We start from the raw sequence: 19,341 nt of genomic DNA, 5'->3' as shown, positions 1-19,341 counted from the left end.
TCTTGTGTCTTTAAGGGCGTCCATCAAATCCGCCTTGCCATGATCAGGAATTATTTGAAAATAGCTTTCAGGAACCTGTTGAAGAACAGGGGCACCTCCTTTATCAACATCTTCGGCTTATCTGCCGGCATGGCGGTAACCATGCTCATAGGACTATGGATCTGGAATGAATTGTCGTACGATAAGTACCACGCTAATTACGATCGTATTGCCCAGGTATGGCAACGGATGTCGAAGGGCGACGAGGCGGGCGCTTTTAATTCAACCCCCATTCCCCTGGCAGCCGCTTTGCGGACTTCCTATCCCGACGATTTTAAGCAGGTGGTAATTATGGCAGATGGCACACATACCATTGCTGCAGGAGAAAAAAAATTTACCCGGACCGGCATTTTTTCGGAACCCGGCGGCCCTGAAATGCTTTCCCTGAAAATGCTGAAAGGCACCTATAGTGGCCTGAAAGAACAAGCATCTGTACTCCTGTCTGCCCGGTTAGCAACAGCTTTGTTTGGCGACAAAGATCCAATGGACCAGCTGGTGAAGATGGATAACAACCGTAACCTCGTGCTGAAAGTAACGGGTGTATATGAAGACCTGCCTGAAAATACTTCTTTCAGTAGCACCGACTATATTGCGCCATGGTCGCTGTTTATAAATAACTGGACCTGGATAGGCGACGCGAGAGACAAGTGGGACTTCAACATGACGAAACTGTTTGTGCAGTTGGCAGATAACGCGGATATGGACAAAGTATCAGCAAAAATAAGCCAGGTAGCAACACCGCATTTAACCCTCGAGCCTGGCCTGAAAGAGGAATTATTCCTGCACCCGATGCGTAAGTGGCATCTGTATTCTTCTTTTGAAAATGGCGTGAATACCGGCGGGCAAATACGTTATGTAAAGTTATTTGGCCTGATAGGCTTGTTTGTGTTAATGCTGGCCTGTATCAACTTTATGAACCTGAGCACCGCGCGGTCTGAAAAGCGGGCAAAAGAAGTAGGCATCCGTAAGGCCATTGGTTCTATGCGCCGGCAGCTGATCTGGCAGTTCTTAAGTGAATCGGTGCTGGTGGCATTCTTCTCTTTTGTGTTGTCTATATTGATCGTATTAATAGTGTTGCCCTGGTTTAACCAGGTAGCTAACAAACATATTGGGGTATTATGGGGCAGCCCCGTGTTCTGGCTCATTGGCCTGGGATTTAGTTTGCTCACCGGCTTGCTGGCAGGCAGCTATCCCGCGTTGTATCTTTCCTCGTTTCAGCCACTGAAAGTATTAAAAGGCACTTTCCGCGCCGGTCGCTTTGCTGCTATGCCGCGTAAAGCGCTGATCGTAGTACAGTTCACCGTATCCATTATTTTAATTATCGGCACCATTGTTATTTACCGGCAGATTCAGTTTGCGAAAAACCGTCCTGTAGGATATACCCGTAACGGCCTGCTGTCCATACAAATGACCACCCCGGAGATCTATAGGAACTATAAGATCATCAAGAATGAACTGGAAAGTTCGGGTATGGTCACCGCTGTATCGGAGTCGCAGGGGCCACTCACCGACATATGGGCCGGCGCCGGCGGTTATAAATGGAGAGGACAGCGATCTGACCAGGAGGACGGTTTTGCTGTAATTGGCGGCAGAATGGGTTATGGCAAAACAGTTGACTGGCAGTTTATTGCAGGCCGGGACTTCTCCGAGCAATTTGCTTCCGATTCTATGGGAATAATTTTGAATGAAGCAGCTGCCAAGTACATGGGATTTGATAATGCTGTAGGTGAAATTATACGTAAGGACAGCCTCGAGTATCATGTACTCGGCGTGGTGCATAATATGATCATGGCTTCTCCTTATGAAGAAGTAAGACCGGCTATTTATTACCTCTTGAGTGAACCCGGCAATTTTGTAAACATCCGGATCAACCCGGACGTGACCACTGGTAAAGCGATGGCAGTGATACAGCAAGTAATGCAGAAATATAATCCGGCTGCACCATTTGAATATAAATTTGCCGACGAAGAATACGCAAAGAAATTCAGTGAAGAAGAACGCATCGGGCAGCTCTCCACCTTCTTCGCTATACTTGCTATCATGATCAGTTGTTTGGGTTTGTTTGGCCTTGCTTCTTACCTCGCAGAGCAACGTACTAAAGAGATAGGTATCCGTAAAATAATGGGCGCCTCTGTATTCCAGTTGTGGAAAATGTTGTCGAAAGATTTTGTGATACTGGTCAGTATTTCCTGTTGCCTTGCGATTCCGGTAGCCTGGTATTGCCTGGACAGATGGTTGCTGCAGTACGAATACCACACCACCATCGTATGGCAGATATTTGTGTTCACCATGTTGGGAGCCTTACTGATAGCGCTGCTCACCGTAAGCTACCAGGCCGCAAAAGCAGCACTGTCGAACCCAGTGAAGAGCTTGCGGGCAGAATAATTTTTCTTTTCCCTGTGCGGTAAAAAAGGTATTTTTATTGAATATCCTCAACCCGCTTTTGAATAATGAAAAACGTCCGGCTGTTTGCGGCATACCTGTTATTCTTATTGTGCGTAGCTGCCTGTAGCCATGCACAGGCGCCTGCCGCATGGATACGCATCAACCAGCTTGGCTATCTTCCCGGTGGCGTTAAAGTAGCCGTTTGGGGCGGCAAAGGAAGCATGCAGCCACGCACCTTTCAACTAGTGTCGGCGGTTACCGGTAAAGTTGTTTTTACAGCCGGTACAGGTACGCCTTTCGGCGCCTACGGCCCGTTTGATCAAACCTATCGGCTGGACTTCTCCGCGTATTCATCTCCCGGGAAATATTACCTGAAAACAGATAGTATCATTTCTCCTGAATTTCGTATAGGCGATAACGTGTACGCGCGTACGCCAGACTTTTTGCTGCGTTATATGCGGCAGCAGCGAAGCGGGTTCAATCCTACGCTCAAAGATTCCTGTCACACGCACGACGGCTACACCATGTACGGTCCTATGCCAGACAGTACGCATATCGACGTAACCGGTGGTTGGCATGATGCCACCGATTACCTCCAGTATGTAACTACTTCTGCCAATGCAGCCTTTCACCTGCTGGCAGCTTACCGCGATTTTCCGGGTGTTTTTGGAGATAGCTATTCGGCCAATGGCCTGCCGGGCAGCAATCATATCAGCGATGTGCTGGACGAAGCAAAATGGGGCCTCGACTGGCTGTTGAAAATGCATCCGTCGGATAACGTGATGTTTAACCAGTTAGCCGACGACCGCGATCATCATGGTCTTCGCCTGCCCGGTGAAGATAACTTTTATGGCAAAGGCTTTGAACGACCCGTATATTTTTGCACAGGAGAACCGCAGGGCTTAGGTAAATACAAAAACAAAAGCACCGGCGTAGCTTCTACGGCAGGAAAGTTTTCCAGCACTTTCGCGCTGGGATATGATCTGCTGAAAACAACTGCGCCTGCCTATGCGCAGCTGCTGAAAACCCGGGCTTTGTCTGCCTGGAAAATGGGAAGAAAACAACCCGGCGTATGTCAAACGGCGTCGGTACTATCGCCCTACATTTATGCAGAAGATAACTGGACCGATGACATGGAGCTGGCCGCTGCACAACTGTACCAGATCACAAAAGAAACGGCATACCAACAGGCGGCCACCGGCTATGCCGCGCAGGAAGAAGTAACGCCATGGCTGGGCGCCGATACCGCTCATCATTACCAGTGGTATCCGTTCATCAACCTGGGGCATTATGCGTTGGCCCAGCAAAGCAACCGTGCGGAAAAGGACCGTCTCACCAGCTATTATGAAACCGGTATCCAGCGGGTGTGGAACAAAGCAAAGCATAATGCTTTTTATCGCGGTATACCATTTATCTGGTGCAGTAATAACCTGACTACCGCCTTTGCCATCCAGTGTTACTGGTACCGGCAACTCAGTCATAAAAATACTTTTGCTGCCCTGGAGCAGGCAAACATCGACTGGCTTTTCGGCTGTAACCCCTGGGGCACCAGCATGGTATACGGGTTGCCTGCAAACGGCGATACGCCTGCAGATCCGCACGCCGCCTTCTCCGCTGTTGGCCACTACCCGGTGGATGGCGGACTGGTAGACGGACCTGTGTATACCAACATCTACAAAAATCTCATCGGCATCCGGTTGTCGAACCCCGATGAATATGCGGCATTTCAAAGTAACCTCGCCGTGTATCACGACGATGTTGGTGATTACAGCACCAATGAGCCCACCATGGATGGCACGGCTTCCCTGGTATACCTGCTGGCGGCAAAAGCACAGGAAGGGGCCGGGAAGCGGCAATACGATCATGGCGGATTAATCCGGGGAGATAGCAGCAAAAAACAATTGACACTTGTTTTCACAGGAGATGAATATGCGGACGGCGCGCAGGTAATCCGCAAAACATTGCAGCAGCAGCATGTAAAAGCGGCATTCTTTTTCACCGGTAGATTTTATCAGCAACCCGCTAACCTGGCGCTCATCCGGCAGCTGAAAGCAGACGGGCATTACTTAGGAGCGCACGGCGATCAGCACCTGTTGTATTGCGACTGGCAAAACAGGGATAGTTTGCTGGTTACAAAAACACAGTTCCTTGACGACCTGCAGGCCAATTATAAAAAATTGGCAGTGGCAGGAATTTTAAAAGAAGCTGCCCCCTGGTTTTTGCCTGCGTATGAATGGTACAATGACAGCATCGCTGCATGGACTGCCACAGCGGGTTTGCAGCTGATTAACTTTACACCAGGCACCCGTTCCAATGCAGACTATACCTATCCGGCGCTGGGAAAGCAATACCGTACCTCAGCAGAAATTTATCAATCCATTCTGCAATATGAAGCAAACCGTCCCGGCGGTTTGAATGGCTTCCTGTTGCTGCTGCATATAGGCACGGATCCCCGCAGAACAGATAAATTTTACAAACAGCTGGGAGCATTGATCACGGCGCTGAAGCAGCGGGGATATCATTTCAATCCGCTGGAACAGGTGCTGCAATAACATTAATGGTCCTTTTGGTGACCTGCCAATTTTTAGCGAACTTAAAGTATTGATAAACACATAAATGCGAGAATTGAATCAAAACAAAGACAACCAAAATTAGAAAAGGTAGTTAGTATGCTACCCATGACTGTAATCGACCAAACTTAAACCCGCTAAATTTTTTCTATGAGCTTGTTTCTATTGAAGATGGCTAAAGGCCGGTCCTTTTTGCTATTCCTGTTCATGAACGTGCTGGCCGTTGCTACCTATGCCCAGGTAAAAATTTCAGGCCAGGTAACGGATAACCAGCAATCTCCTATTCCCGGCATCACGGTAGTAGTGAAGAATTCAAAACTGGGCGCCAAAACAGATGTGGACGGACGTTATACCATCAGCGGCAACCTGCCGCCCGGCAATTACACACTGGGTTATTCAGGTATTGGCTTCGCACCCGGTGAGCGGGTGCTGGTAATAAGCGCCGGCAACACCACCTATACGCAAAACATTCAACTGTCGGCAGAAGTGTCCAAACTGGATGAGATCGTGGTAACCGGTACCTCCGAAGGAACCACGCGCCGGCAGCTGGGTAACTATATCAGCACGGTGAAAGCTGATGAACTGAGTAAAAGCGGCTCGGGTAACGTGCTGGCAGCCCTGCAGGGTAAAACTGCCGGTGCACAGATTTCCCAGAACTCCGGGGATCCGGCAGGCGGCATCTCTGTAAAACTCCGTGGTATCAGTACCATATCAGGTTCTACAGAACCTTTGTATATCATCGACGGGGTAATCATTGATAACTCTACTACGCGTGTAACCAATGCTGATCCGAGCTACGGCGTTGGAGGAACAACCGATCCGGCAGGTGGCGCAGGCAATAACTTTGTAGGTAACGTAGGGCAAAGCCGTATCTCTGATATTAACCCGGCAGATATTGAACGCATAGAAGTACTGAATGGCGCTGCTGCGGCAGCCATCTATGGTTCCCGCGCCAACGCCGGTGTTGTACAGATCTTCACTAAGCGAGGCAGCGCCGGAGCACCGGTGGTTAATTTTTCCACCAGTTTTTCCGTGAATCAACTGCGTAAAAAACTGGACGTGAATCAGGCCCCGGTAAAGTTTGGCGGATCTCCGGACGATTCCACACAAAACATCCTGACTCCTGCTATCGTGAGTAAAACACCGGTAAACAGGTACGACTACCAGGATTATATTTTCCGCACCGGCGTAGGAACGGATAATAATATATCCGTGGCCGGTGGCAAAGACAAAACAAAATACTACGCATCCGGCAGTTACTTTTATAACCAGGGAATTATCAATAAAACAGATTTCAGCCGGTTCAGTTTCCGCTTAAACCTCGATCAGGAGCTGGCCAGCTGGATAAGCTTCAATGCCAGTTTGAACTATGTTTACAGCAAAGCAAATGAAAAACCTGATGGCAATACCTTCTATTCTCCCATGAATGGCGTAACCATCATCGGTAACTACTATGATATACAAAAGCGTAACGCCTTAGGTCAGCTGATGAAAGTAGGAGAACGCGGCCGCGTAAACCCCGTGTCTATCATGGAGGATTTTAAACAGCAGCAACATGTAGGCAGGGTGATTGCCGGCGCCGGCGTCAAGCTGCGGCCAATCAAGAACCTTACGGTAGATTACCGGCTCGGTATCGACAACTATAACCAGGAAGGCACCACCTTCATGCCCGCATTCGCTTACTTTGTAAGTCCTGGTTTTTACGGCGGCGGTCCTACCCTGGACCCTGCGCAGAATGGTTATGCCAGCGCCGGTAATAATAATTCCTTTCTGATCAACCACGACCTCAATGCTACCTATAACTGGGATATCAATGATAAACTCAGTTCGGTAACACAGGTGGGCTACTCCGTGCAATACCAGCGCATGCACTACACCCTGGAACAGGGAAGAGGGCTGCCTCCTTTTGTGCAAACAGCAGATAAGGCCACTACTATTATTCCCGGTGCAGATCAACGGACGGAGTTATCTGTTTCCGGAGAATATATCCAGCAGAATTTTAAATACCGCAACCAGCTGTTTCTTACCGGCGCCTTGCGTGTGGATGGATCATCCGTATTTGGGGTAGATGAAAGGAACCAGTTATATGCTAAACTCAGTGGCAGCTATGTGATATCCGGCACAGATTTCTGGGAAAAATCATCCGTGGCCGGATGGTGGAACCTGTTGAAATTAAGAGCGGCCTACGGCGAATCCGGTAACTTAACCGGTATCCCCGCATATGGCCGTTACAATACCTATGCTGCCACAGCCTTTATAGGCGCCGCTGCTTTCCAGTCGCCCTCCACCTATACAAACCCGGATGTGAAACCGGAGAAGCAAAAAGAACTGGAAGTAGGTACGGACCTGGCGTTCTGGAATAATCGTATAGGCTTATCCGTTAACTATTATAAAAAACGTGTTGAAAACCTGTTAATCAGCCGCGCAGTGGCCCCCACCAAAGGCTACTCTTTTTACCAGGATAATATCGGTACACTGGAAAACACCGGTGTGGAAGTAGTGTTGAATGTAATGCCGGTGAAGACGACTAATTTCAACTGGAACCTGACTGCTATCTATAACCGTAACCGCAATAAAGCGGTGGATATCGGACAATCGCTGATCCTCTATAACACTGTAGGCGGCGCTCCTGTGGGCATTGCCAATGGAGAGCCGATCGGCTTTTTCTATGGTACCTTCTTCGCCAGGGACGAAAGTGGTAATCTCCTGAAAACACCTGCCGGCATACCGGTTACGGAAGCAGGCAAACAAAATTCACCACTAACGTATACGGTTGCACGTGATCCGGCTACCGGGTTGCCGCCAACAACAGGCGTTACGGCATTGAATAAAAAAATAGGTGATCCTAACCCCGATTGGACCGGCACACTTACCAATGATTTCCAATATAAAAAACTGGGTCTTCATATACAGATAGATGCTGTGCAGGGTGGCGATGTATTCAATGCCGACTGGCGAACCAGGCAAGGTGTTGATAACGGAAAGGTAGCTGAACAGGAGGATCTCGGGTTGCTTCCACGCGGTTTTGTAGCGGGCAATTACAATATACAGGAATGGAGAATTGATGACGGCTCCTTTGTGAAGTTGAGGGAAGTTGCCTTCAGCTATAGCTTTGGCAAGCTGAAAGGACTCAGTGATTTAACGATAAGTGTTGGCGGCAGGAATTTGATTTCCTGGGACAACTACAAAGGATACGATCCGGAATTAAATGCGGCAGGACAAAGTACCGTATTGCGCGGAATTGATTTTGGCGCCGTGCCGGTGCCCCGGAGTTATAACCTGGCTATTCGCGCAAAATTTTAATCACAAAAAAAGAGCTATTATGAAACGATATATGCAATATAGTATCCTCGCCATCGCTTTGTTCTGCATTTTCACCGCCTGTAAGAAAGATTACCAGGATCCATCGGGACCTTCATCAGAACAGGCTTACAGCTCGCCCGCTACTTTGGCGAATGCAGCAGTGGGCCTGCAGGCATGGTATGCAAAAGATCGCACAGGGTTGTTATACACCACGGTTACTTCCGGCAGTTTGCTATTGGGAGAAACCTTTGTAACCAACCCGGGTAACGCAGATGAAGGGCAGATCGCTGCAGGAGGGAATAAAATCCTGACCACCAACGTGGTAGTTACTGGTATGTGGAATGTGTCTAATAAGATCAGGTATGAAGCCGATAGCATTTTACGCCGTACCGGCGTTGTTGTTGCCGATAAAGGCTTTGCCAGTGGCCTTATTGGTTATACCACTATTTTTAAGGCCCTCGCCCTGGGCGTGCAGGCGAATTTCTGGGAGCAGGTACCGGAAAATACCGGTACCCCTGTGTCATCCGGTGGGGTGAAATTTGTTCCGGCCAAGCAGGGTTATGTAATGGCAGTAGCCGCCCTGGACAACGCGATCAGCACTATAACGGCTACGCCTATAGGAACTAGCTTTTTGGCCAATATCCCCCAGAATGTGGATATCATTAATACCCTGTATGCACTGAAAGCAAGGTACGCCCTCTACGCAGGTGACTACCCGGCGGCAATAAGTGCAGCTGATAAAGTAAACCTGGGTGTACAGTCTACGCTTTCTTTTAATCCACAGATCAACAACCCCATCTTTTCGCTGGTAACGGCTACCAACAACATCTATAACGTTGTTGACTCTACGATGGGATTGCCGGTGCCTATACAACCGGATCTGGCTGACCAGCGGGTACCGTTTTATATTGCCCGGCCAGCGAAGCCGAAGTTTAATATCAACGGCTTTTTCAGAAGTAGTTTAACTGCTGTGCCCATTTACCTGCCGGGGGAAATGCTGCTTATTAAAGCAGAAGCTTATGCCCGTCAGCATGACATTGTGAACGGCTTGCTTTACCTGAACAAAGTTGTTACCAAGAAGGCATCTGAAGATGCGTTCGGTGTTGGTGCAGCATTGCCGCCGGTAGTGGCAGTCACTGAAGCGGAATTGCTGACGTTGATCTATAAGCACCGGAGAATAGAATTGTTTATGGGGGGCCCAGGAACTGGAGGACAGCCGCCGGTTTGGAAGACCAGTGTTGGAACGGAAGCGGAGTTATTTTCCATATCCGTTTGTAGAACGGAATGACAATCCGAATACGCCGGATGATCCTGCATTTTAATGTTACGTTTTACAGGTTGCCGCGGGTGGTGGCAACCTGTAAAACGTTTTGAAATGGGGGGCAAAGTTGTTATCTTGATGTTTAAGTATGGAAATATATACAACCCTTCAGATAGGCGCCTATCATGTTAACCACTGTGAAGACTATCTCTTCTTCGATCATATCGATAGCAATAAGATCATTTGTGCCGTTATGGACGGCTGTACAATGGGAAAGGATAGCTATCTGATTTCTTCACTGGTAGGTAAGCTGTTGAGAAAAATCTGTAAATCGCTAAGCTATAAATCGTTTTATTCCAAAGAATACCCCGAAATGTCATTGGATGACTATCTGAAAATCATCTTAAAAGAATTATTCTCAGAATTAAAAGTTATCAAAAATCAAATACAACTGGAGAGAGAAGAGTTGTTAACCACATTGATTATTTTGTTGGCAGATACCAAAGCAGATAAAGGTTTGGTTTTAGTAGTAGGAGATGGTATAGTGAACATTAACGGCGCCGTTATTACCTTTGATCAGGATAACAAGCCTGATTACCTGGGCTATCATCTGTCGGAAGATTTTGATCATTGGTATGAATGTCAGCTGCAGAAAATATTTTTACATGAACTCATCGATATCAGCATTGCTACCGATGGTTTAGAAACATTTACCAGGGTGGCAGCGCCGGAAAATTCCGAGGTAATAAATCCGGTAGATTTTCTGTTAAATGATCAAACCGGGAGAGGCAATGAAGAAATGCTGAATATGAAATTAAAAGTGATTGAGCACAAGTTTGGATTGAATCATACAGATGATCTGGCAGTGATAAGGATGATAAAATAATCTTATACCGCATTACGTCCATATTTTTCCCCGTGGATATAAAGAGAAAGATGTTCCATTATATTTTACTGAACTAAACCCACCAACCGCCTGCTGATTGCCAATCCCATACAGAGATGGCGTTTTCCGGCAAATGAAGCAAACACAGGAGCAAAGCAACATTGTTGTGGTGTAGTTTTTGATTTGGCCTTTCGTAGCGAAATCCTAAAAATTACTATCATGAACAAGAACAGGCTTTCAGCCAGCTTACAAGCAGGACTTAATAATCAAATGACCCAGGAAGCGTTTGCAGCACAGATATATTTGTCTTATGGATCCTGGGCTGCAAGTGAAGGATATAATGGGATTGCCAATTTCCTCTTCCGCCATGCCAACGAGGAGCGTAATCATATGATGAAATTCCTGGAATATATCCTGGAAAGAGGGGGTAAAGTGGAGATAGCCGCTATTCCGCAACCGCCTGCAAATCCTGTCAGCGTACAAAACTGTTTTGAACAGGTATTTCAGCAGGAGGTTAATAACACAACGGGAATCTATAAATTGGTGAAGATGAGTTTTGACGAAGGCGACTGGGCTTCATGGAATTTCCTGCAGTGGTTTGTGAAGGAACAAACGGAAGAAGAGACCCTGGCGCTGAACCTGTTGGATAAGATCAAAGTGGCAGGTGGAGAAAAGGCAACCGGTGAAGCATTGTATGCACTGGACAGGGATCTGGAAAAAGAACCGGATGAGGCGGAACTGGCAGAAACAAAAACAGTAGAGAATCCATAGCAGAGCTATTCATAATGATATAAAGGAGGGGTTGCATTGGCAATCCCTCCTTTATAATTATTGCACGCTAACTAAAGTAGCCCCTGTTGGCTTGCAGCGCTGATAAGCCCGGCTACATTTTTTACCTGGAATTTCTGAAGCAGATTTTTACGATGATTTTCAACGGTGAATTTGCTTAGGAAAAGCATTTCTGCAATGCGCCTGGTGGTGATACCGGAAGCAATAAGTTTCAGGATTTCAAGTTCCCTGGTAGTAATCGCCGGAACGTCTTTTGTGGCCCGCCCTCCGGGCCGGGCAATAATTTCTTTGATGGCATTGCTGAATACGATCTGGTGTTGCAGGGCTTCATGGATGCAGCGCACCAATTCCTCTACAGATGCATTTTTGAGCAGGTAACCACTTGCGCCGTTTTCAAGCATTTTCATAATGGCGCTGCGTTGATCATGATTACTCAGCGCCAGGACAATGGTATCGGGAGCTGTTCTTTTAATTTCCTTACAGATATCCATTCCGTTTCCATCCGGGAGTATAATATCAAGGAGCACCACATGAACGGGGTTGGTATTGAAAAACTGTAGGAAATCCCTGGCATGGGTAAACGTACCTGTAATTTCGAATGCCGCTTCCCCGGCAAGAACATTCACGAGCCCCTGAAGTACCACCGGATGATCATCAAGAATGGCCAGCTTATATTTTGGTTGCAACATACACTTCAATATTTATGGAAGTACCTGGTTGATTTCCTCTGGAAACGATGTCTATTGTACCATTCAGATACGCTACACGGGTTTTAATACTAATGAAGCCCATTCCTTTATTTTCATGCAGCATATCTTCATTGAAACCGGTGCCGTCATCTTCAACAGTAATAAAAAACTTATTATCCCGTTGATTGCATTGTAACAGGATACTTTTTGCTGCGGCGTGTTTTACTGCATTGGTGAGTAATTCCTGTGCAATGCGATAAATGATCAGCTGTTCTCCCTGCGGGATATTTGTCTGAATCCCGAAACACAGGAAGCGGATGGTTGTTTTTTCAGAGGAAAATGAATCGCAAAGATCTTTCAATGCGGCTTCAAGACCCAGTCGTAACAGCATTTCGGGCATCATATTATGAGCAATGCGTCTTAACTCTGTCACTGATGTATCCATCTGTGCGATGATGCCTTCCAGTTCAGGGCGGTTACTGGTATTGACGGCGCCGGCAATTTTAGAAAGATTGATTTTTGTGGAAGCCAATAGTCCTCCCAGGCTGTCGTGAAGATCCCGCGCCACCCGTTTGCGTTCTTCTTCCTGACCCAGCAGCATGGCATGCGAAACCTTTATTTGTTCCTGCTGGATGGCAGTTCTCTTTTTATTTTTATAAAAGAAGTAAGCCAGTAGTAAGATCATAAATAAAAGAATACTTACCAATCCCAACGACCAGCTTAGCAGGATAGTTCGTTTTAATGCAAAGTTTGCCTTGTCGTTGGACGCGTTCAGTTCCGTAATTTTCCGTTGATGTTCTGCATTCCTGAATTTTATTTCCAGGGCATTTATTTTTGTCTCCAGGTTGCTTTGCGCAACGCTGTCGCTCAGGTAACTATAACGCTTCAACCACTGGAAGGCCTCCGGAATATTTTTCAGATCTTCATTGGTTACTACGAGGCCATAGAACAATAAAAGCCGGTTGGCTGAATTGTTCATAAATGGTTGTTTACTGTACAGGTCGAGGGCTACGCTGCGGGCCTGCTGCAGATCTTTCTTATTGTATAATGCATAGAATTTCTGTAACAATAACCGTTGTTCAGGATAAGGCTGGTGCAGTTGCCTGGCCAATGCAATGCCTTTCTCTGCAACTGCAAGGGACTGCTCAAATTTTTCCGCGATGGTAAGCCGCATACTTTCTCCGGCATAATAATCCAGCCACTCATTTGCTTCGGGGTAGGGAGCCAATAACACCCGCATGCTATCAAGGTACAAAGCGGCTTTCGCGGAATCACCCGATAACGAATAATTCTCGGATAAGGTATGATAGGCAGTAGCCAGGTATTTTATATTTCCTTGCTGATTCCGTAACGTTTCAATCGAGAGTTGCAGATAGGCTTTAGCTTTGGCGTATTCTTTCAGGTTTTTAAATCCATAAGCCAGATCCAGGTAATTCTTTCCCAGGTACAGTTGGTCGCCGGCTTTTTGGGCCAGCGGGATGGCCTGGTTTACAAGCAGGTTTACATAAGTTTCCGGATCATCTTTTTCGAAGTGGAATACCCGCGCGTAATCATGCCAGCACATGGAACGGAAAAGCAATGCATCTTTGCCCGGAAATTTCTTCAGGATGTTTTCCGCCTGCATGAACATCTTGGCAGCAGAATCCGGTGCTGCGGCGGTCAGTCTCCTGGCTTCGTAATACAGTGTCACGCCCTGCAGAAATGGATAGCCCTTGCTAAGTCTTTTACCTGACTGCATGTATTTTTTCGAGAGCGTAGTGTCCGTCTCTTCCCATTCATCCGACAAACGAAAGCTTACACGGGCTTTGATGCTATCGTTTACCGCTTGTTCAAGGATATGGGCAAGACTATCCTTGTCAAATTTTCCGGGAGCCTGCTGCGCATAACTCCGGACTGCCGACAACAGAAGAATAAGTACGAGTGTAAATGATTTCATAACAATTTGCAAGTTGTTACATATTATCGTCATAATAAAGATACGGGAAGAGAATGACTGAAAACAGCTATACGCAAAATGACCATTTCACGGTATAGGACGCCCTTGTTTTCATAAGTAATTTTGTTCTGCGTACTGACATAAAAACCGGGTTAAATTCAAAGAATATCATTTCAAACCATAGCATATGTACAGAAAATTATCCATTGCAAGTATCCTGTTCGCAGCAATGCTCACCACGTCCTGTTCCAAAGATAAGGATGATAACAATTCCCCAACGACACACAAAGTAGTATTTAAAGCCGAAACTTCAGGAGGTGGCACAGTCGACAGGGCCGCCTATGGGGTCGATGCGGACGCCCACAGTGCTACTAACCTTAGTGGTACCTCCTGGAGCAGTCCTGAGCTTACGGCGCCGGCAGGCGCGTACAATGCCAATATCGTTATGAATGGAATAGGCACCAGCAATGCCTCCACATTGAAGGTAGGGATTTATGTAGATGGCCAATTGAAAAAGGAAGCATCATCCAGTCCAGGTACGGTATTAACGGTTAACCTCAATTACAAATTTTAATACTTTTTCATGCGGCTCCTGAAAAATACATCCATCATCATTGTGCTGACGCTCATTTTCTCTGCAGCCGGTTCTTATGCGCAGTCGAAACTGGACAAACGGACGAAAGAGGCGCTGGAACAGCGTTATCAGGATGATAAGTATTACGCTGATTTTCAAAGAGGTATTTATAACCGGGAAAACTGGAAGAATTCATGGGTAGGGGCCAGGCTGTCAGATATTTATAAAAAATGGGGTGCTCCCGCAAAAGCCTTCCCGGATGCAGATGGGGGCCAGGTAGTGGTATATGAAAAGATGTCTAACTATGGGGGTGGCAGCTATACCCCCGGATATACGATAACGGGTTACAATGTTTTCGGACAGGCTGTAAACTCAGAAACAGTGCAGTCTAAAGATACGCGCTGGGCCAGTCAGTATGTGGAAACTACCACTGTATTTGTAGATAAAAACGGGGTCGTTACAAAAGTGGACTATAAAATAAACAGCTCGCGGTCAGGTAACTATTTTTGATATGAATTACGTATTCAAGACAATACTCGCGGCCAGTTTGCTGGCCATAAACTTTTCGGGGGTCTCACAAGGTAAATACTTTGAAGTAGTTATTGAGAAGGGCGTGTTCAATGGAATGGACTATGGAAGAATAAGACCACTTAATAACCAGTACGATGTAAAACTTCCTTATGGGGGCAAAAACCAGCGGCAGCTTTTGGAGGGCATACTGGAATACCTGAAAAACAGACCTGCCCTGAAAATTGATACAGTGCTTAATAATGGATCTGTTGTTGTATATCGTGATTTTGCCACGATCGGCAACAAGCAAAATTGTTTTGCTGATCTTACCGGGCTTATTTTCCTGTTTGCGATACCTGAAGAAGGATATATTTCCATCCGTCCCGGAAGCAATTCAAAGATATACGCTTCTGTTTTTGATGCAAAGCTGCGTATCAGTCCGGGCGACGATGTTGTATCTGAGGAAGATGTGCCTTTCAATGAGTATAAGTTTATACAGCCCACCGACGGCCGTACGCAAAGTGCCGTGGCTCCGCATGGCGGCCTTTTGGGTAAGGCAACTTCACGTAAAATCAATTATAAACTGGCTTATCCCGACAGTATTTTTGATCCGGATGGCAAAGTTGTAAACCCCGGCAATAAGAAGCGCCTGGAATCATTCTTCGATGGCTATGTAACGGATCTTGATCAGTTTCTGAAAACAAAATTTAAAATGAAGTAAAGTAACTTAAAAGAAAAGCCAACTTGTGTAGGCTTTTCTTTTAAGTTATAATTTCTCGGCTACATATTTTACCAATTGAAGCGCTGCATCCCAACCTTCATTTGCTTCTTTAAGCAGGTAATCCGTAATTTCATAATTGATTTCCTCTCTTGCTGAAAGAATGGTTCCATCTCCATTTTTTGTAAATTCATACGTTATCACGGAAAGCAACCTGCTTTTATCTTTGAGGTCAAATAAATTATGCTTCAGTAATTTTTCCGGTTCCAATTCAAGGATTATTCCGTTCGTATAAAGGCTGCTGTCTTTTCCTTTCCATCCAAAAGAGCTGCCAGCTTTCCATTCAGAAACATATTCACCGCCCATTTGCCTCGTTACCTTAGGATCTGTGAAAACGCGCCATACTTTTTTTGGGGATGCGTTTATTTCGATCGTCTTTGTAATAACCGGTTTGTTCATATGTTATGTTTGCAGCTTTAAATTAACCATTCGGTAGGTGCCTTACCGAATTTCTTTTTAAAAGAATGAGAAAAATGAGAGAGGCTTTCAAATCCCAGGTCAAGATAAATCCCGGATGGTTTTTTATTCTTTTTTTCTATAAGGTGCAGGGCTTCCTTTAGCCGCATTTCCAATAACCACCGGCGGGGCGCCATGCCGAATATTTTTTGAAAGTCACGTTTGAACCCCGCAAGACTCCTTCCCGTGAGGTGTGCAAATTTCTCAATGGGAACGTTGTAATGAAAATTGGTGAGCATAAATTTTTCCAGATCCATCTTATAAGGTTCCGAAAAGTCGAACAGGAACTCTCTGAGCCCGGGCATGATATCCAGGAGGAGATACACGGCTTCTTTCACTTTAAGTATGCCTACTTCATTCGTTATTTTCTTTTCCGGGTGACGAACATAGGGCATCAGGGATTGAAAGAAAGCGTGCAAAAAATCGTTCCCCGGGATCAGAAGATTGGAAGCTTCTGTATATTTCTGCGCTACCTCTATTTGTTCCTCCAGCGCGATTTTCCTGAGCAAGTCTTCCGTCAGGCGAATCACAATGGTTTGATAATCCTGGCCATCCAAAGGCATCTTGGTAATTTCTCCCAGTTGATTTTTTCGTATCAGCAACATTTCCCCGGCCTCCATGGAGATCTTTTGGGTGGCAGTTTCCAATGTGAAACGACCTAAAACCTGCAATACCAGCGTGTTATGTTCCAGGAAGGCAATCTTCTCCTTTCTCATGGCGGAGTGATAAGAGAAAAAGATGACTCCCGGGATTATTTCAGTTGGATTCATCATGATGTAAAGATATAAAACAGGCGGGGTGTATGTGTCATTTCACTATCGCTGCAGGTAGGTACCTCCAAGTATTGCTCCTTGCGAAAAATGGGTATTAAGCGTGTTTAATTCATCGGCGGTGAACCTGATATCCATGGCCTGTATGTTTTCCGGTAGCCGTGCTCTCCTGCTCATGCTTACTAATGGCATGATATGATCACCCTGCGCATTTACCCAGGCAATCGCCAGTTGGGTTGGTGTATATCCTTTATCCTTTGCCATCTGCTTTAATAGGTCTATTTTCTCCAAATTCTTTATCAGGTTCTCTCCCTGGAAACGCGAGAAGTGAAGATGGTAGTCATTGGCCGGAAGAGGCGCTTTCATTTCGCCGGTGAGTAGTCCTTCAGCAGTATTGGCAAACGCCACCACTCCTATACCTAACTCTTTTGCGGCAGGAAGCAGGTCGTTTTCTATCTGGCGGTCTGCCAATGAGTAACCTATTTCCAATGCTGTTACCGGGTGAACACTATTCGCCTTGCGGAGTTGATCTGCAGTGATTTCAGAAACGCCCAGGTAACGCACTTTTCCTTCTTTGATCAGGTCGGCTACAGTTCCAATCACATCTTCTACCGGAACACTGTTATCGAGTCTGCAAGGTTGATAAAGATCTATGGTATCTACACCTAAACGTACCAGGGAGTAGTTAATGAAATTCTTGATGGCTATGGGGCGCAGGTCAAGTCCAAGCATTTGATTGCCGTAGAAGATAGCGCCAAATTTCACACTTATGAAGGCGTCGTCGCGTCTGCCTTTGATGGCTTTGCCTACCAGGAGCTCGTTGTGGCCGCTGCCGTAAAAGTCTCCTGTATTCAGAAAATTAATGCCGTTGTCCAATGCACTCTGAATGGTAGCAATACTCTCGCTTTCATCATTTGCCTTGCTGCCCCAAACGGACGACATCCGCATACAGCCTAATCCGAGTTTAGACACGAGTGGTCCATTTTTGCCTAAGGGCATCTTTGTTATTGTTGTCATGATTGTTGTTTTATTGATTAACAGCACAAAGATCGGCTTTGCAGGCTACCACCACTTGCTTTTATGGCTCAATTTACTTGTCTGTATGGCTCACCTTTTCGGAGAGATGTTCAGGTCGCAAATAACCCTCTGGATTGTCGTATACTCCCCCTGCCCGAATCCTCATTTCTTATCATCTTTGTTTTAACGAAGTAATCAAACAACATAAATAAAAGTGGAGCAGCAACCACAAAAAACGGGCGGGACCGAAAAGCCAGATGAGTAGGAACAAAATATATCTTATGTCAAACAATACAGTTTCACTGCACAGAGTTCTTAAAACATCTCCGGAAAAAGTATTCCGCGCATTTACTGACGCCCTGGCAATCGCCTCCTGGCTGCCTCCTTACGGATTTTTGTGTACCATACATGAAATGAAGGCGGAGACAGGTGGTTCTTTTAAGATGTCATTCCAGAATTTCACCACCGGCAATGGTCATTCATTCGGCGGAACCTACCTGGAAATCAAACCCAATGAATTTTTGAAGTACACTGATAAATTTGACGATCCCAACCTGCCCGGCGAAATGATCACTACCGTATGGCTTAACAAAACAATGGTCGGTACAGAAATAAAAATTACGCAGGAAGGAATACCTGCCGCTATACCCGTAGAAATGTGCTACTTGGGCTGGCAGGAATCTCTGGAAAAATTAGCGAAACTGGTAGAACCTAATATACCGGATGCCTGATTTAGTTCCGGACGGAAAACAAAAGCCGCGTAAATTTCATGATTTATGCGGCTTTTTTTTGTTGCTAAGCATTATTTCATCAGGCTGATATTTGTCATCCCGCCATCTGAAAGAAGTTCGGTACCGACGATAAAAGAGGAGTCGTCCGATGCTAAAAATACAGCTGCCTTTCCTATATCAGATGGAAGGCCTTGTCGCCCTGCAGGAGTCAGATCTCTCCAGATTTGTTTAACCTGCTCTACCTGTTCCTGCGGCACTATTTTACCAAATACCGGCGTGTCAATAGAACCTGGCGAAGGTGCATTTACCCTGATATTTCTTGATAATAAATCCAGCGACAAGCCCTTGGCTAATGATATAACTGCAGCTTTTGCGGCTCCATATATCGTCATGCCTGGTGCGGCCCGGTGTGCAGCACTGGAGGCAATAAGAATAACAGAAGCTCCGTCATTCAGGTAAGAGAGTGATTTCTGAACAGTGAAGTAAACACTCTTCAGATTTAAGTTCATGTACATAGGAAGAAGATAATTGGGAGATAGGTGGATTGCGTAGCGGTTGGGTTGATTGAGTAGATAAAGCCAATGGCTTTGAAGGCTTTCTATTTTCTGTGTGCCGCCTATTGCACAGAAATCGAACTATTTGGTTAA

The 19,341-nt window shown here is 46.1% G+C and carries 16 protein-coding genes; 10 read left to right on the top strand and 6 right to left on the bottom strand.

Annotation, left to right across the window (positions count from 1 at the left end; all coding sequences use genetic code 11):
• Positions 1–39 precede the first annotated feature (39 nt).
• The 6 genes from QFZ48_RS07335 to QFZ48_RS07310 all read left to right on the top strand — a co-directional run bounded on the left by QFZ48_RS07335 (position 40) and on the right by QFZ48_RS07310 (position 11,215).
• Positions 40–2,424 carry an ABC transporter permease gene (locus tag QFZ48_RS07335; RefSeq protein WP_429044541.1) on the top strand — a complete coding sequence of 795 codons (2,385 nt, stop codon included), beginning with the start codon at positions 40–42 and terminating at the stop codon, positions 2,422–2,424.
• A 65-nt stretch (positions 2,425–2,489) separates the two neighbouring features.
• Positions 2,490–4,976, top strand: a complete 2,487-nt coding sequence (locus tag QFZ48_RS07330) for a glycoside hydrolase family 9 protein (RefSeq protein WP_429044544.1) — start codon at positions 2,490–2,492, stop codon at positions 4,974–4,976.
• Between the two features lie 168 nt (positions 4,977–5,144).
• Positions 5,145–8,297, top strand: a complete 3,153-nt coding sequence (locus QFZ48_RS07325; RefSeq protein WP_429044547.1) for a SusC/RagA family TonB-linked outer membrane protein — start codon at positions 5,145–5,147, stop codon at positions 8,295–8,297.
• A gap of 19 nt (positions 8,298–8,316) precedes the next feature.
• Positions 8,317–9,585 carry a RagB/SusD family nutrient uptake outer membrane protein gene (locus tag QFZ48_RS07320; RefSeq protein ID WP_429061766.1) on the top strand — a complete coding sequence of 423 codons (1,269 nt, stop codon included), beginning with the start codon at positions 8,317–8,319 and terminating at the stop codon, positions 9,583–9,585.
• 121 nt (positions 9,586–9,706) lie between these two features.
• A complete protein-coding gene (locus QFZ48_RS07315) occupies positions 9,707–10,444 on the top strand; it encodes a protein phosphatase 2C domain-containing protein (protein WP_429044552.1) in 738 nt (245 codons plus the stop codon).
• Positions 10,445–10,663: 219 nt separating this feature from the next.
• On the top strand, positions 10,664–11,215 hold the full coding sequence (locus QFZ48_RS07310; RefSeq protein WP_370910957.1) for a ferritin: 552 nt from the start codon (positions 10,664–10,666) through the stop codon (positions 11,213–11,215).
• Positions 11,216–11,286: 71 nt separating this feature from the next.
• On the opposite strand, the gene QFZ48_RS07305 is transcribed toward QFZ48_RS07310, so the two are convergent.
• Together QFZ48_RS07305 and QFZ48_RS07300 are read right to left on the bottom strand one after the other, a co-directional pair.
• Positions 11,287–11,922 carry a response regulator gene (locus tag QFZ48_RS07305; RefSeq protein WP_429044555.1) on the bottom strand — a complete coding sequence of 212 codons (636 nt, stop codon included), beginning with the start codon at positions 11,920–11,922 and terminating at the stop codon, positions 11,287–11,289.
• Positions 11,903–13,858 (bottom strand): sensor histidine kinase, encoded by a 1,956-nt coding sequence (locus QFZ48_RS07300; protein ID WP_429061764.1) that lies wholly within the window; start codon positions 13,856–13,858, stop codon positions 11,903–11,905. Before QFZ48_RS07300 ends, QFZ48_RS07305 begins: the two co-directional genes overlap by 20 nt.
• A gap of 187 nt (positions 13,859–14,045) precedes the next feature.
• Here QFZ48_RS07300 and QFZ48_RS07295 point away from each other — a divergent pair, with 187 nt between their 5' ends.
• The 3 genes from QFZ48_RS07295 to QFZ48_RS07285 are packed head-to-tail and all read left to right on the top strand — an operon-like array spanning position 14,046 to position 15,663.
• On the top strand, positions 14,046–14,432 hold the full coding sequence (locus QFZ48_RS07295) for a hypothetical protein (protein WP_429044561.1): 387 nt from the start codon (positions 14,046–14,048) through the stop codon (positions 14,430–14,432).
• A 9-nt stretch (positions 14,433–14,441) separates the two neighbouring features.
• Positions 14,442–14,942 (top strand): hypothetical protein, encoded by a 501-nt coding sequence (locus QFZ48_RS07290; protein ID WP_429061762.1) that lies wholly within the window; start codon positions 14,442–14,444, stop codon positions 14,940–14,942.
• 1 nt (position 14,943) lies between these two features.
• Positions 14,944–15,663 (top strand): hypothetical protein, encoded by a 720-nt coding sequence (locus QFZ48_RS07285; protein ID WP_429061761.1) that lies wholly within the window; start codon positions 14,944–14,946, stop codon positions 15,661–15,663.
• A gap of 45 nt (positions 15,664–15,708) precedes the next feature.
• Here the strand turns inward: QFZ48_RS07285 and QFZ48_RS07280 are convergent, their stop codons facing one another.
• The 3 genes from QFZ48_RS07280 to QFZ48_RS07270 are packed head-to-tail and all read right to left on the bottom strand — an operon-like array spanning position 15,709 to position 17,963.
• On the bottom strand, positions 15,709–16,119 hold the full coding sequence (locus tag QFZ48_RS07280; RefSeq protein ID WP_429061760.1) for an SRPBCC family protein: 411 nt from the start codon (positions 16,117–16,119) through the stop codon (positions 15,709–15,711).
• A 17-nt stretch (positions 16,120–16,136) separates the two neighbouring features.
• Positions 16,137–16,949 (bottom strand): helix-turn-helix domain-containing protein, encoded by an 813-nt coding sequence (locus QFZ48_RS07275; protein WP_429061758.1) that lies wholly within the window; start codon positions 16,947–16,949, stop codon positions 16,137–16,139.
• 42 nt (positions 16,950–16,991) lie between these two features.
• Positions 16,992–17,963, bottom strand: a complete 972-nt coding sequence (locus QFZ48_RS07270) for an aldo/keto reductase (protein ID WP_429044574.1) — start codon at positions 17,961–17,963, stop codon at positions 16,992–16,994.
• 281 nt (positions 17,964–18,244) lie between these two features.
• Here QFZ48_RS07270 and QFZ48_RS07265 point away from each other — a divergent pair, with 281 nt between their 5' ends.
• A complete protein-coding gene (locus QFZ48_RS07265) occupies positions 18,245–18,694 on the top strand; it encodes an SRPBCC family protein (RefSeq protein ID WP_429061756.1) in 450 nt (149 codons plus the stop codon).
• Between the two features lie 71 nt (positions 18,695–18,765).
• Here the strand turns inward: QFZ48_RS07265 and QFZ48_RS07260 are convergent, their stop codons facing one another.
• Positions 18,766–19,209 (bottom strand): SDR family oxidoreductase, encoded by a 444-nt coding sequence (locus tag QFZ48_RS07260; protein ID WP_429061755.1) that lies wholly within the window; start codon positions 19,207–19,209, stop codon positions 18,766–18,768.
• Positions 19,210–19,341: the final 132 nt, after the last annotated feature.

Source organism: Chitinophaga sp. W2I13 (assembly GCF_050434005.1).
Lineage (GTDB): Bacteria > Bacteroidota > Bacteroidia > Chitinophagales > Chitinophagaceae > Chitinophaga.
This window is presented reverse-complemented; position numbering and strand designations above follow the sequence as displayed.